Raw genomic sequence first — 14,442 nt, forward strand, 5'->3', positions numbered from 1 at the left:
TGATTATGCAAAGAAAGGGATGGTTTCGTTCGTAAAATCTTTACAACGATAGACAGCATTTTCATCACCATTTTCACTATTACCAATTTCTGATAAAAACAAACAAAAAAATGCACGAATCTCTTCGTGCATTAAAATAAAACATCTTCTTCATATAAATATTCATAAGATAAATCTATAAATAAAAAGTTTTCATCATCAATCGGGAAAGAAAATGTTCGTACCATTTCACCAGTTTCAATATCGGCATATAAATCTGAAAGTCTCGCCTTATTTTCAAAACGCATTTTCATAATATTCTCAAGAAAATACGGACGCCAACTCCAGTTCTTCATATAATACTCCGGCATAACAATCCATTCCCCATCTTTTTTCATAACATTACCCGATTGTTGAAAACCATCTTCATTGCAAATAAATATGCGAAAACTACATTGTGATATACTTTGGCTAAATTGTAATAACCAATCATTTATATCTTCATTCTTTTTTTGTTTTGACAGAACATCACCAATTCGATCACGTAACATCTCTGTTAAATGATAAATTTTTTGCAACTTCTTTTTCTCATGCTGAATAAATTGATGACATTCATTACCAAGTCTCTCTTTTAAAACATTCGTTTCAATAAAATCAGGTAAACATTCTTTTAAATAATTACCTTGATAGTATCTACCACCGTTTTTCCAAGCATATTGTAGTTGATAAAAAGCATCAATTTCTTCATATAACAACGTTGCACCAATTCTTCTTGCAAGTAAAGATAAGGAATATAAAATATCTTGATAAGATTGTATAAGTGCAGTTTGCCTTAAGTTTGTTAAATCTACTTTTAAAATATCAGGTGCTAACACGCTAATACGTTCTAAATTACTTGTACCCGTTCCAACTTTATTAATCGAAATCTGAATACCATATGTACGATAATACATAAGCAAATGATTAAATTGCTCAATATCTTCTTTACATTCATGCTCTGTTATCTCTAAAACAATGTGGTTCAAATTTAAACCTTGTTTTTCATACATCAATAAAAGTTGAAGTAAACTTTCATCTTCGTCATTCATTAATACGTTAGCATTTCGATGTATAAATAATAACAATTTTTGATTGCTTTCTAAATAACGGTTTAAAGCTTTTTCTACTATAATATTATCCGCTTCCAGTTGAAACTCACTTGGAATAGAATCATCATGAAAGAACGAAGCTAAACTTTGTATGCCCTCTTCTGTTTGAATACGTCCTACTACTTCATATCCAATTACTGTATGTTCATCAGCACTAAAAATAGCTTGATAATAAGGAAGGACTTTATCCAAGTTACTCATTACATCTAATGCATCTATCAACGTGCTTCCCTCCCTTTACTTTTCAAAAATTATAACACGATATTTACGGAAAAATAATAAAAAATCCCTTCAGTTTTCCTGAAGGGATTAGAGGGGTAAAATGCTAAGGGGAATTAGCAATTCTACTATGAAGAAAAAAGAGGTCTTAAATATACCGTATATATGACCTCTTGTAAATACATTTCTTTCACATGTCACAATTCCGTCACATTTTACCGCAAAAAATGAATCAAACATTCATTTGGTCATCCCTCTTAAAATGGATATTGATGCAAGTGTTGTCCTCCATCCATTGTCATGCATGTTCCATTTATGTATGCAGCTTCATCTGAACATATATAATAAGCTAGACCCGCAATTTCTTCTGGCGTACCTAGTCTTCCAAGTGGCACACTTTGTAGTGTACGCTTAGCCATTTCTTCTGAAATCCATAATTTATCAGCACCGCCCGTACGTTCAATCGGCCCTGGTGCGATAGCGTTAACTCGTATTCCATATTTACGTCCCCACTCAACAGCAAGCGTTTTAGTCATTGCTAATACGCCAGCTTTTGCTGCAGCCGAATGAATAACTCCTGGACCTGCATCCCATGCATATGTCGCTACCATATTAATGATATTTCCTTTTATACCTTTCTCAATCCAATACTTCCCGACAGCTTGACTGCAATAAAATGTACCATTTAACACAATATTAATGACCGAATTCCAGCCATTCACAGATAAATCTTCTGCTGGACAAATAAAGTTGCCAGCTGCATTATTTATTAAAATATCAATTCGTCCGAACTTTTCATCAATATGTTCAATCATTTTCTGAATATCTTCAGTATTTCGTACATCCATTTGTACAGGCAATATTTGCCCTGGAAACTGTTCAATTTCTAACTTTGTTTCCTCCAGTTTTTCTTTTGTACGCCCTGTAATAACAACTCGTGCCCCTTCTTTCGCAAAACGAGTTGCCATTCCTTTTCCCATTCCACTCGATCCACCTGTTATAATTACTACCTTCTCTTTCACATATATCCCTCCCAAAAATGAATACACATTCATTTTATCATTTTATTTGATAGAAATCTTTATATTTTTAAATTTTTCTGATATTTTAACTTAAAGAGACTTCTTTTCATTCATTTTTCCGTAAGCTATACTACTTCTTTATTATTTTAAATATATTAAAAAAACTGAAAGGAGATTTGAGTAGCCTGTATATGGAACGAAAACACATAATATAAATCAAATAGGTATACTCATACTTTTATGAAGCAAATTACAAGAAGAAATTTTTTAAAAAATGGAATACGCACTTGTCTATATTCATTTATAACCACTAGTATCGGTTACTATTACGCTAAATACATAGAGCCGCATATGATCTCTTTTACAGAGCACACACTAAAATCACAGCTCATACCAAAAAGTTTTCATGGTATGAAGATTCTTCAATTTAGCGATTTACATCTCGGATACTATTTCTCGCTCCAACATTTATCTCAAATCATTTCTAAGATTAATGCTGCAAACCCAGATATTGTCCTTTTTACTGGTGATCTCATTGATAATTACCAAACATATACTGACACTCCTTTCGTTGCATCCATTTTAAAGAATATACAAGCACCCTTCGGTAAATTTGCTATTTATGGTAACCATGATCACGGCGGATATGGAACTGAATACTATGATCACATCATGCGTGAATCTGGATTTGAACTATTACAAAATAGCGAAAAACGAATTCGTCTACTGGATAATAGTGAAATTTCTATTTTCGGACTCGATGATATACTACTTGGCAAACCAAAAATAGCGGAAACACTACAACAAGCGCGGCAAAATACTTATAACATTGTTCTTGTTCACGAGCCAGATATTGCGCCACAAATTGCTACATATCCAATCAACTTGCAACTTTCTGGTCATAGCCACGGCGGACAAGTAAAAATCCCTTTTTTAGGTGCTATCGTTACCCCATCACTTGCCAAACACTACATTGAAGGCTTCTATTCCATTCAAGACTTATCTCTCTATGTCAATCGCGGACTTGGAAGAACACGTGTCCCATTCCGGTTTATGTCAAAACCTGAAATTACACTCTTCACCCTACAACATTCGTAATAATTCGCCTATTTTCTTACATATCCTTTCTTGTACGCGCTCATCCACGTTTCGTTTACCATATGATAAAAGTGAGTCCAATAAAGGAGGTTTGTTCATGTATCCATATTATCAACCAATCCCAGTTCGTTCAGCACCTATTGGCCCAGTAGGCGACTCACGATTCTTTCCGTTTTTTGGCGTTCCATTTCTAGCTGGAATTGCTGGTGGATTGCTCGGCGGAGCATTAGCTTTCGGCCCTAGACCATTTTATCCACCTTATCCACCACCTTACCCGCCACCAGCACCTTATCCTTGTTATGGTGGACCTTGTCAACAACCATACTATTATTAATGTATGCCAACAATTCTACCAACGCTATTCTCTCTATTAGACAATCGATTAATATGCTTACAATAAAAACTATTCTCTCTACACATTCTTCTATTTTGAGAACGTATAATAAGTAGAGAACAAAGTAAAAAACCTCTTATTAATAAGAGGTTTTTTACTTTGTTCTTGCTATTCAGCATCTGTATTTTGATACGCCATCTTAAACAACTTCACTTGGCTATCAATCTCTTCTGCACCACTATTAATAACATAATAGTAGTCACCGTCTTTATTTTGTTCGCGTGTTTTCACATTATCTGCTAAAGTAAGCTGTAAAATCGCCTTTATTCTTGCTTTCATTTCAATATCTAGAATTGGGAAGGATATTTCTACTCGTTTCTCCATATTTCGCGTCATCCAATCAGCTGAAGATAAATATATTTTCTCCTCTCCATTATGATGGAAATAATAAATACGGCTATGTTCTAGATATCTTCCTACAACACTAACTACACGAATATTTTCACTTACATTTGGAATACCAGGTCTTAAACAACATGTTCCTCGAACGATGAGCTCTACCTTTACTCCCGCTTGTGATGCTTCATACATTTTTTTTATTAATGGTTTATCCGTTAGTGAATTCATCTTAGCGATAATATAGCCATTTCCATATTGCCTATGATAACGAATTTCTTCATCTATTAAATCCATAAATTGCTCTCTTATATCAAATGGTGCAACTGATAAATGGTGAAAATGCGGTTTCGTTGTATAACCACTTAAATAATTAAAGAAATTTGTTGCATCGACCCCAAAGTCTTTTCGTGATGTAATATAGCCAAAATCGGTATATAGCTTTGCTGTTGCATCATTATAATTTCCGGTTCCAAGATGTACGAATCTTTCGATTTTTCCGTTTTTTCTTCTTACAACTAGCGTAATTTTACTATGCGTTTTCAAGTGACTTACACCGTAAATAACGTGACACCCAGCCTGTTCTAATTCTTTAGCCCAATGAACATTATTCTCTTCATCAAACCTTGCTTTTAACTCCACCAACACTGTGACTTGTTTTCCTTTTTCAGCTGCTACTTTTAGTGCCTGAATAATCGGAGAATCACCACTTACTCGATATAATGTTTGTTTAATCGCAAGTACATTCGGATCGTCTGCCGCATCACGGACAAAATCAACTACTGGCTGAAACGATTCAAAAGGATGATGTAATAAAATATCATGCTCAATCGCCTTTTCAAATACATCTTCCTCATCACCTAAGTCTTGAGGTGGTTGCGGAATAAGGGCTGGATAAATGAGATGTTCATATAATGGTGCTAATTTTTTATATAAAGAGAATAAACATGTTAAATCTAACGGTCCATCCATTATATATACATCTTCATCTTTTACTTCCAACACCTCGTATAATAATGTTAATACTCTTTCATCAATGTGTTCTTTGCCAACTTCTAAACGTACAGCAGCTCCCCACTTACGCTTTTTCAACTCTTTTTCAATTACCTTTAATAAATCCCTCGCACCCTCTTCATGAATTGTTAAATCCGCATTACGTGTAATACGGAAACGAGTAACAGATGATACTTTATATCCTGTGAATAATTTATGAGTAAAACTACTAATTACGTCTTCTAATAAAATAAATTTATGCTTTTGCCCTTCACTCGGTAAAAATATGAAGCGTTCAAGTAATGAAGGAACTTGCACAATTCCTAACTTCGTACGGTTTTCTTCCTCCACTTGCTTCTCATCATATAAAAGAGTAGCTAAGTTCAAACTTTTATTTAATAACATCGGAAATGGACGGTATGCATCGATAGCTACAGGCGTTAAAACCGGAAAAATTTGCTCATCAAAATACTCTTCTATAAATTCTCTCTGTTCTTTCGTCAAATCATGGAATGTTAAACGCTCAATCCCCTCTAATTCAAGCGCTGGCAATACGTAATTTTTAAACGTATCATATTGTACGGTCATTAATTCATGGGCTTTTATCGCAATTTTATTTAATTGTTTTTTTGGTGTTAAGCCAGCTTTATTTTCTGGTTGATTAAACCCAGCACTCACTTGATCTTTCAAACCCGCTACACGTACCATAAAGAATTCATCTAAATTCGAGCTAAAAATACTAATAAACTTTAATCTTTCCAAGAGTGGATTATTTTCATCTTGCGCTTCTTGTAGTACACGTTCATTAAATGCTAACCAACTTAGCTCTCGGTTATTATAATATGCTGTATCATTTAAATTTACGATGTTCCCCTTCAACAATTCCATTCTCTTCACACTTCCCTTTGAAACTTTTTTACTATAATTTAGTTATTTTTATTTTAGCAAATTACAATATTATAAAGTGTAAATTTTTTGTAAAGACATCCGTACAACCTAACATTTTCATTCAAATGACAAGTTAATATTCGTTTTTAACACTCTTTCTAGCTGCTTTTTTTGTTTTTCAGCTTGTACTTTTTCTGCTAATGCCGATTGCTCACATAAAATTCTAAACGTTAATCCTTCCTTATTTTCTGTTATGGATATTGTATCAACAAGCGATCTTTGTCTTACATTTAAAGCAACTGAAAATTGTAAAACAGCCCCTAATAGGCGGATTTTTTTTTGTTCGCTTTTATCAAACCAACCTTCAAATGGAGATAAATGTTGTTTAAATAGCATTTTTGATTTATAAGATGCAATAAGCGCTAACCTCACTCGATCTTTATGCATCATGCCATCAATTGTTTTATTCGCCAATAAATAAAACGTGTGTAAACGACTCGCTTCTTCGTCTATATATTTTCCAATGTTAAATACTTTCGCTGCTTGATGGAATGCTTCCCAGTCTTTTATTGAAACAGAAATCAGTCCCATTTCTTCGAGTTGTTTACAAATCAATCTTCCATGTTTAATAAGTTGAATGACAAATTCCATATCCATTTCATATTCGTGTGATAACAAATATAAGCTTTCTTCAACTACATTCGGATAATATGAAATCCCTAAATCTTTCGTCAACTCTTCATAGAAAACACCTTCTCTTAATCCTTTTTTGCTTAATACAAATGCCGTTGCTTCTATAATATTTACAAGTTTATGAAATACTTCAACCGCTGGAATAATTGTATCAGCTCGATCTTTTGCCAATCCTTCCATTTTCTGAAGTTCGATAAACGATTGTTTTTCTAATGTGCCTTTTACATTTTCAATATCTTCTTCTTTCATTTTGTATAAATGTACTCCCGCTATAGGATAGTTTATTAAATTTTGGTGGATTTTTGCTAAGTTTCTCGCACTACCACCAATTGCAATAAGAGGCAATTTCTTATCAATTAACCATGGTAACGTTCGAAATTGACACTCTAAATACTCTCGAATTTCCTCTAATTCATCTTTAGTAGGAATATCACCTTTAATAAATAGATGTTTTAAAGAAAGCGCACCAAAAGGAAAACTATGGTACTCTATAATCTCTCTATTTTTAATATATGTAACTTCCGTACTTCCGCCACCAATATCTACTGTTATTCCTTCCGAAAACGAAGTAGAATTCATAACTGCTAAATAGCCGTAACGTGCTTCCTCATATTCTGATAACACTCTAAGAGTAAAGTCTGTTTGTCCTTCAACAAGTTTTTTAATCTCCTCTTGATTCTCAGCCTGTCTAATTGTTGCCGTTGCAACACAAAGTACATGATGCAGCTGATGGAATTTTGTACTTTCTTGAAATTGAAATAATGTTTGTAACAATACTTCTTTACCTTCTTCATTCAAAACACCATCGATTAAATAATTTCTTAACCGAGCAACCACTTTCGTATTTTCAATTTCTTTATAAAAACCTCCATTTTGCTTTTCATAAATAACTAAACGCATTGTATTAGATCCAATATCTATAATGGCATATTGTTGTTTTAATAGTTCTTTCAAACTTCTCACTCTTTCATTATCAAATTTCAAAACACATTCTATTACTATTATACAAAATAGTTGTTTTTTGTAACAATATTGCTTTAATATTGAAAATGTATACAATCACTTTTTGCATATAATAAAAACCTCTTTTATTTATGTTATAATAATGAAAAATTGAAAGGAGATTCAATATGAAACCTTCACAACCACAATCTCAATTACAAAACCAACATCCTATTAATCGACTAGCTCAATCTATTTTCGTTGTGAATCGTCATGCCAAAGCTGCAACTAACCCTAAATATTTATATTGGTTAAAAAAGACAGCTTTAGAGCGTTTAATCGCCGAAAAAAAAGCAATTAAAGAAGGATTACATTTCTCTAGAAATCCACGTTTTAGCCAACAACAATCTGATGTTCTTATACGGTTAGGCGATTATTATTTCCACATCCCTCCTACGAAAGAAGATTTTCGAAACCTACCACATCTTGGTCATCTTGAATCCTCCTACCGAAACCCGAAAACAACCTTGTCTTTAACAGTTTCCAAAAAAACACTTCAAGATTATATTGGTCCTGAAGCACTGAAACAAGAAAAAAAATTAAGTGAACCTGTTCCATGGTATAGCCGTACTTATACAAAAAAATAAAACAGTTTGGCCTATGTTAGGCCAAACTGTTTTATTTTTTCTCTTCTTTAATTTTAATATTGGCTTGCTTGTAAAATGCAACTTTTTCTGTATTATAAGATTTCGTGAATTCATTAAACTTATCTTTTTCTGACTCAATATCCTTATACGATTGATTTACTACTTTAACTTTCTCACTAATATCTTTTAATTTTGTACCTTTATCCTGTAGCATCGTATATAACTCTTTTTCTTGCTTTAAAGATTTATTATAGCTATCAAACATCTTGTTAAATGACTCATGTCTTTTCTCATACGCACTTTTAACTTTATCCGCTTTGTCTTTTAATTTATTATCCTCAATTTTCTTTACGTACTTATCAGCTGACTTCACTTCTTCTTGTGCTTTATTTAAAGCTTCTTTTTCTTTTGTAAGCACTTTTTCTCGTTCATCTGTATTCTTTACTGCTTGATTCAGCTTTTCTTTAACGACTTGATTATTATCTTTTCCTTCTTGAACAATTTGGTTATATAATTCTTGTCCTTCTTTCTCTAAGGTTTCAAGTTTTTTTGCATCTTCAAACATTGTCTTTTCTTGCTTGGCAGCATTTTCAAATGCTACATATAATTCCTCTTCTGGTTTTGGCCCGAAACAACCCGCTAATAAAACCATTGATAATGCGGCTACAATTGCTAATTTACTATATTTCAACATCTTTTCCTCCTACTTATAAACGATCCTTGTGTAAAAAAGCTATAAAAATCATATAATCCTTCTATACACTTCACACTCGCATCTTTTTTACAAAGATCATCAGTATTGTTTATCATGCTTGTACACATTTATTACTTGAAATTATTTTTCACGTTATTCTCTTTGAATTATGTAGCAGTTTCATGTCCATCTACTAAGTATATTTCACTTTGCACTTTTCATTCTCTACTCACACTATGTATTACCTTAAAATACAATGGAATTCACCAGAGCCATAATAATTAGAAGAACAACTATAATAATTCACCTGATAAAAGATGATTGTCGATCTCTCACATCTATCATTCCCTTTCCGCTTTCTATCAAATAATCTCTTTGTTCATTTTACACAGTACAAATACTACCTCGCAACAACTTACAAATATTCTTTTCCTTTCCTAAAAAGGAAAAGTGTAGAGCATGTTTTCCTCTACACTTTTAAAATGAAACACATTGTGCAAATGCATTGACACATCCATCATAATTATATGCCTATTTCATATATTTTTAAAGACTTTTATTACAATAAAAGTTGTTTTTGTAATAAAAGTCAAAAAAATGTTACAATCCGAATTTCTTCATATCATACTTCTTTAACTCAAAGTTTTACTCATTGTCTTTCAAATTTCTATACTGGTACAATTGATTCTGTGCCTTTCTTAACAATTCTTCAAAAGTTTTCCCTTCTACTGGATAACTAGCAGCCCCAAATAATAGCGTCACACTTAATAAACCACTTTCTATTTCACTTTCAATATTTTTCATTAATCGTCGTGTTATTGTTGATTTTTCATGACCATTATCAATCGCTACAATAACATATTTATTTTCATCCCATTTTGTAACGACATCACCTTTTCGAATCGTCTTTACAATAGTAGACTCCACTCTCTGTACTAACGCTTCCAACTTTTTTTCTTGCACTGTTTCCTTTAATCCCTCCCATTCTTTAACGGAAAGAATGTACACTGTAATATTGCGAGAATCTCGTTCAGATAAAGCAGCTACTTTTTCAAAAAAATCAACAACAAAATCATTACTTGCCATTCCCCCTACTTCCATATTCATACGTCCGTTTTCTCTTTTATCGTACCAATGGCCAAAGTAACAACTTAGCAACAGTTGCAAAATATAAATAATAAAGACAGTATAAAATGATCGCGAATCTAATTTTGCAATTACATCCTGAAGCGCAATCCATTCCGTAACAGCAACAGTATTCCCTAGTAATAATCCACTAATCTTCCCTTTATGTTTCATACTTCCTCTCCTTTCTATACCAATATATGTCTCTATAACAATAATGTTTTTCTACCAAATAAAAAATGTACATATTCTATGTACATTTCCGCTAGAGCTTGTATTCCTTTTTTTATTCTATTTCATATATATACTATATATCGTTTATAGAAAGGAGTGACCTATATGCTACAAAAAGAAAATCTATCAGATGCTATACGTTTACTAGCTGGTTTTTTGTTATCATTAAAGCTACTATTTACCTCTTTCGGAATAAACTTTATTACGAACGATCAAATCGACGCTATTGTAAATGTTATTTCATTTCTATTCATTCTATATTTTGGTTATAAAAATAACTATGTAGGAAAAAAAGGAATCGAACAAAAGAAAATACTCAAGAAGCACAACCTCCATTAAAAAAGGAACCTTTCGCACAGGTTCCTTTTTATCATTGCTGCACCACAACTTCATTTGTTTGCAATGGGCCATATGAGACTGCTTTATGTTGAAATGTGTATGTAGCCTTAAACAATGCAGTTTTAACCGCTTTATCTTTATTTGCTTTTAATTTACAACTTAGTTCCACCTTCTCGTTCGGCAATAAATTATCGATTCTCCACCTTACAAGCTGGAATAAAAACTCGCTCATCCCCTTATTAACCTGCAGAGAATTCGGAATATACGAAAAGTAATCTCTAATCATATGACTTACAACGACTCGTGAAATCACTTCAATTCCTTTATTTTCAACTTCAATTCGCATAATAAGTATGTCGTTTACATCATAGATTAGTTCATATGAAAATTTTTCTTCATACATACTACGGATTTGTAATGTAACTGCTACATTAGGAAGTTCGCCTTCCTTTTTTGAGCCATCAATCCACAATACCGGCTGTAACGGTATTGTATCCCTTCCTTGATCCGAAATTCGCTTCCATATTTTCATAATATATATTCACCTCATTTCAGATGTACCATCCATACAATTCTATTCTTTCGCTTTACACAATAAACTACAAAAATGATGAACGCTTGTTACAAACGATATTTAATAGTTCCCTTCCTTTTATCCTATTCGACAATATAAAGAAAAAACCATTTTTCAACTGTTAACAGGAAGTATTCTTACTGAAATATTTTTTACAATTTACTTCATTGACTTTATAACAATATTCAGTATTGCTCACTCTTTTTCTTTCCATACAAAAGGATATTTTGGTGAAAGAAAAAGTTTGCCTTTTAGTCAAATTTGACTATAATATTCTTTATGGCATGTCAGTGCACTTATGTAAGATAATTTAAGAGGAACTATGCTTTAGATTTTTATGCGTTGCATTTAAAACTTAATATAGTTTACTTATTATTAAAGGAGGGGCATATTTGGAAACTCAACTATCAAAAAAAGACTCCAACAATACAAAGTTTGTTGTTGCTGGTTTACTACTTGGTATTTTAATGGCAGCAATGGATAATACAATTGTTGCAACCGCAATGGCGACGATTGTCGGAGACTTAGGAGGATTTGACAAGTTTGTTTGGGTCACATCGGCATATATGGTAGCAACAATGGCAGGGATGCCTATTTTCGGAAAACTTTCTGATATGTACGGACGGAAACGTTTTTATATTGGTGGACTCATTCTTTTCTTATTCGGTTCTGCACTTTGCGGGACAGCATCTAGTATTGAACAATTAAGTATTTATAGAGCAATTCAAGGTATTGGTGGTGGCGCCCTTATGCCTATCGCCTTCACAATTATGTATGACATATTCCCGCCAGAAAAACGTGGGAAAATGACAGGGCTATTCGGTGCAGTTTTCGGGACATCAAGTGTATTTGGACCTTTATTAGGTGCCTATATTACGGACTATATAAGTTGGCATTGGGTCTTCTATATTAATATTCCATTAGGGCTTATCTCCTTCTTCTTCATTACTAAATACTACAGTGAATCTCTAGAATTTAGAAAACAAAAAATTGATTGGGCTGGTGCTATTACACTTGTCATTAGTATTATTTGCTTAATGTTCGCACTAGAACTTGGTGGTAAAACGTATGCATGGGACTCTAATGTAATTATCGGTTTATTTGCAACTGTTGTTATTATGCTTATTATTTTCTTCTTCGTAGAACGAAAAGCAACTGAGCCTATCATTTCTTTCCATCTATTTAAAAAACCTTTATTTGCAGCTAGCCAAGGCGTTGCCTTTTTCTATGGTGCTGCTTTTATCATCTGTACAGTTTATATCCCAATCTTCGTTCAAGGTGTTCTCGGAGGTTCAGCCTCAAATGCTGGATTAATTTTAACACCAATGATGGTCGGCTCTGTAATTGGAAGTCAAACAGGTGGACAGTTAGCTTCACGAACAAGCTATCGTAACATTATGATGGTATCTGGCGTTTTCTTCGTTCTTGGTATTTATTTACTAAGCACCTTAACAATGGACACACCTCGTATGCTCGTAACGCTATTTATGGTTCTCGCTGGACTTGGGGTTGGTTTCTCATTCTCAGTTTTAAGTATGTCTTCTATCCATAAATTAGAAATGAGAGACCGTGGTTCTGCTACATCAACAAACTCATTCTTCCGTTCACTCGGTATGACTCTTGGTGTAACGATTTTCGGTACAATTCAAAATCATATTTTTATTAATAAATTAAACACTGTGTTCCCTCCTGAACTTGCAAAATTAGCTCCAAAAGGTGGAGACACAAGTTTCTTATTATCACCAGGTGCTACCGAGAAGATTCCAGCAGAAATATTAACTGGTATTAAAGAAGCTCTCGCTACATCTATTGCCAACACATTCTTCTGGGCACTGATCCCAGCTGTACTAAGTATTATTTGTATTTTACTTATGGGAAATGAACGCCTATTTACAGGACCGAAAGCGAAACAAAAGCAAAAACAAGTAAGTTAGTATTAAAAAAGGAACGGCATATCCCTTTATGAAAAAGGATATGCCGTTTATAATATGTATAAAATCAAACTTTAATTAGTAGGGATACAGTTTTTATGTACAGGAGTTGAGACAGAATGAGCATGAAATTAGTCATTCTCGGCTTGCTACTCGAAGGAGATAAACATCCATATGAAGTGCAGCACATAATGAAAGAAAGACAGATGGATTATTATATTAAATATGCAAAAGGATCACTTTATTACGCCTTCGAGCAATTAGAAAAGCAAGGTGCAATTCGCATTACAACTATTGTTCGTGATACGAATAGACCAGATAAAACAATCTTTCATATAACAGAGGAAGGTAAACAACTATTTCACACGTTACTCTTAAAACAGTTCGAAGCAAAAAACCAAATATATAAACCAATTTATTCAGCACTTTCTTTCACTCATTTTGGTGATGATCAAGAATTAGTTCCAATTTTAGAAAAAAAGAAACATGATACCGTTCAATATTTACATAAAATGCAAACTATATATGATTGCAGTAAAGGAAAAATTCCACGTGCACAACTATATATTTTACAAAGTGTTATTGAGCATATTACCGTTGAATTACAATGGTTAAGCACCCTCCTTAACGATGCCATAGCAGGACGACTTTCAAAATTTGATGTAGATGAAAATTGAGCGAGTAAAGAAGACGTTCCCTCTTCTTTACTCGCTCAATTTTTCTATATTTTCACATTCCATTATATATCATTAATCTGAAAAACACCTAAATCATTCAGAATATTAAGAAATAAAACCTTTAAAATTTTCTTATTTTAAAACAGTAGACAAAATTCCAAAAATTGTGTTAGAATTTGTTTCAATATCATATCGCTTGTTAAATTCCTTTCAAAAGGAAAATAGGTACACGAAAATTTCGTTTCGTGTTTAAAAGGGAAGCTTGGTGAAACTCCAACACGGTCCCGCCACTGTAAATGCTGAGATTTCTTTGTTAGTGCCACTGTGAGAACGGGAAGGTGAAAGAAATTATATGAAGCATAAGTCAGGAGACCTGCCTGTTTTAACAACACTGATAGATTCACGGATGATGATGAGGTGTTAAAACAAAAAGGAAGGCTTATTTTCTATGTCTTTGTACTTTTTGTTATAAGTATTTCCTAGTAAACGGAAATGCTTACTTTCAATTA

The 14,442-nt window shown here is 33.0% G+C and carries 14 protein-coding genes and 1 riboswitch; of the genes, 6 read left to right on the forward strand and 8 right to left on the reverse strand.

The features are described from left to right. Positions 1-3: 3 nt before the first annotated feature. From JDS95_RS04420 to fadH, 3 genes are all read right to left on the reverse strand, one after another. Entirely contained in the window at positions 4-132 is a 129-nt protein-coding gene (locus tag JDS95_RS04420) for a hypothetical protein (RefSeq protein WP_000544074.1), read from the reverse strand. Continuing rightward, positions 132-1,349: an EAL domain-containing protein gene (locus JDS95_RS04425; protein ID WP_000564311.1), complete on the reverse strand. Its 1,218-nt coding sequence runs from the start codon at positions 1,347-1,349 to the stop codon at positions 132-134. The genes JDS95_RS04420 and JDS95_RS04425 overlap by 1 nt, the downstream gene beginning before the upstream one ends. A gap of 254 nt (positions 1,350-1,603) precedes the next feature. Beyond that, complete coding sequence (gene fadH, locus JDS95_RS04430) at positions 1,604-2,368, reverse strand: 2,4-dienoyl-CoA reductase (protein ID WP_000660910.1); 765 nt, start codon at positions 2,366-2,368, stop codon at positions 1,604-1,606. A 240-nt stretch (positions 2,369-2,608) separates the two neighbouring features. Between fadH and JDS95_RS04435 the strand changes: the two genes are divergently transcribed. Beyond that, complete coding sequence (locus tag JDS95_RS04435; RefSeq protein ID WP_002039478.1) at positions 2,609-3,466, forward strand: metallophosphoesterase; 858 nt, start codon at positions 2,609-2,611, stop codon at positions 3,464-3,466. Between the two features lie 97 nt (positions 3,467-3,563). Beyond that, on the forward strand, positions 3,564-3,800 hold the full coding sequence (locus tag JDS95_RS04440) for a hypothetical protein (RefSeq protein WP_000283739.1): 237 nt from the start codon (positions 3,564-3,566) through the stop codon (positions 3,798-3,800). Between the two features lie 168 nt (positions 3,801-3,968). Here JDS95_RS04440 and JDS95_RS04445 read toward each other — a convergent pair whose 3' ends face one another. After that, complete coding sequence (locus JDS95_RS04445) at positions 3,969-6,077, reverse strand: polyphosphate kinase (protein WP_000421684.1); 2,109 nt, start codon at positions 6,075-6,077, stop codon at positions 3,969-3,971. A 117-nt stretch (positions 6,078-6,194) separates the two neighbouring features. Continuing rightward, a complete protein-coding gene (locus JDS95_RS04450) occupies positions 6,195-7,724 on the reverse strand; it encodes a Ppx/GppA family phosphatase (protein ID WP_199690294.1) in 1,530 nt (509 codons plus the stop codon). A 176-nt stretch (positions 7,725-7,900) separates the two neighbouring features. Here JDS95_RS04450 and JDS95_RS04455 point away from each other — a divergent pair, with 176 nt between their 5' ends. Continuing rightward, on the forward strand, positions 7,901-8,359 hold the full coding sequence (locus JDS95_RS04455) for a YkyB family protein (protein WP_000804859.1): 459 nt from the start codon (positions 7,901-7,903) through the stop codon (positions 8,357-8,359). A gap of 31 nt (positions 8,360-8,390) precedes the next feature. Here the strand turns inward: JDS95_RS04455 and JDS95_RS04460 are convergent, their stop codons facing one another. Together JDS95_RS04460 and JDS95_RS04465 are read right to left on the reverse strand one after the other, a co-directional pair. Beyond that, entirely contained in the window at positions 8,391-9,053 is a 663-nt protein-coding gene (locus tag JDS95_RS04460) for a YkyA family protein (RefSeq protein WP_144467035.1), read from the reverse strand. Between the two features lie 645 nt (positions 9,054-9,698). Continuing rightward, positions 9,699-10,352, reverse strand: a complete 654-nt coding sequence (locus JDS95_RS04465; protein ID WP_000680808.1) for a diguanylate cyclase domain-containing protein — start codon at positions 10,350-10,352, stop codon at positions 9,699-9,701. 165 nt (positions 10,353-10,517) lie between these two features. Between JDS95_RS04465 and JDS95_RS04470 the strand changes: the two genes are divergently transcribed. Further along, positions 10,518-10,751 carry an SPP1 phage holin family protein gene (locus JDS95_RS04470; protein ID WP_000939445.1) on the forward strand — a complete coding sequence of 78 codons (234 nt, stop codon included), beginning with the start codon at positions 10,518-10,520 and terminating at the stop codon, positions 10,749-10,751. 31 nt (positions 10,752-10,782) lie between these two features. Here the strand turns inward: JDS95_RS04470 and JDS95_RS04475 are convergent, their stop codons facing one another. Further along, entirely contained in the window at positions 10,783-11,283 is a 501-nt protein-coding gene (locus tag JDS95_RS04475; protein WP_000708173.1) for a hypothetical protein, read from the reverse strand. 434 nt (positions 11,284-11,717) lie between these two features. Between JDS95_RS04475 and JDS95_RS04480 the strand changes: the two genes are divergently transcribed. Further along, entirely contained in the window at positions 11,718-13,259 is a 1,542-nt protein-coding gene (locus tag JDS95_RS04480; RefSeq protein WP_000449889.1) for an MDR family MFS transporter, read from the forward strand. Between the two features lie 116 nt (positions 13,260-13,375). Further along, the gene (locus tag JDS95_RS04485; protein WP_000062081.1) at positions 13,376-13,933 is read left to right on the forward strand and encodes a PadR family transcriptional regulator; all 558 of its coding nucleotides are present in this window, start codon (positions 13,376-13,378) and stop codon (positions 13,931-13,933) included. Between the two features lie 206 nt (positions 13,934-14,139). Continuing rightward, a riboswitch (cobalamin riboswitch) is annotated at positions 14,140-14,328 on the forward strand. Positions 14,329-14,442: the final 114 nt, after the last annotated feature.

Origin of the sequence: Bacillus cereus group sp. N24 (assembly GCF_016483345.1) — a bacterium.
Lineage (GTDB): Bacteria > Bacillota > Bacilli > Bacillales > Bacillaceae_G > Bacillus_A > Bacillus_A toyonensis.

Coding starts and splice junctions, on each gene's coding strand:
- JDS95_RS04475 (WP_000708173.1), bottom strand. CDS start 11,283: ATGAAAATATGGAAGCGAATTTCGGATCAAGGAAGGGATACAATACCG.
- JDS95_RS04460 (WP_144467035.1), bottom strand. CDS start 9,053: ATGTTGAAATATAGTAAATTAGCAATTGTAGCCGCATTATCAATGGTT.
- JDS95_RS04420 (WP_000544074.1), bottom strand. CDS start 132: ATGCACGAAGAGATTCGTGCATTTTTTTGTTTGTTTTTATCAGAAATT.
- JDS95_RS04455 (WP_000804859.1), top strand. CDS start 7,901: ATGAAACCTTCACAACCACAATCTCAATTACAAAACCAACATCCTATT.
- JDS95_RS04445 (WP_000421684.1), bottom strand. CDS start 6,077: ATGGAATTGTTGAAGGGGAACATCGTAAATTTAAATGATACAGCATAT.
- JDS95_RS04440 (WP_000283739.1), top strand. CDS start 3,564: ATGTATCCATATTATCAACCAATCCCAGTTCGTTCAGCACCTATTGGC.
- JDS95_RS04435 (WP_002039478.1), top strand. CDS start 2,609: ATGAAGCAAATTACAAGAAGAAATTTTTTAAAAAATGGAATACGCACT.
- JDS95_RS04485 (WP_000062081.1), top strand. CDS start 13,376: ATGAGCATGAAATTAGTCATTCTCGGCTTGCTACTCGAAGGAGATAAA.
- JDS95_RS04465 (WP_000680808.1), bottom strand. CDS start 10,352: ATGAAACATAAAGGGAAGATTAGTGGATTATTACTAGGGAATACTGTT.
- JDS95_RS04470 (WP_000939445.1), top strand. CDS start 10,518: ATGCTACAAAAAGAAAATCTATCAGATGCTATACGTTTACTAGCTGGT.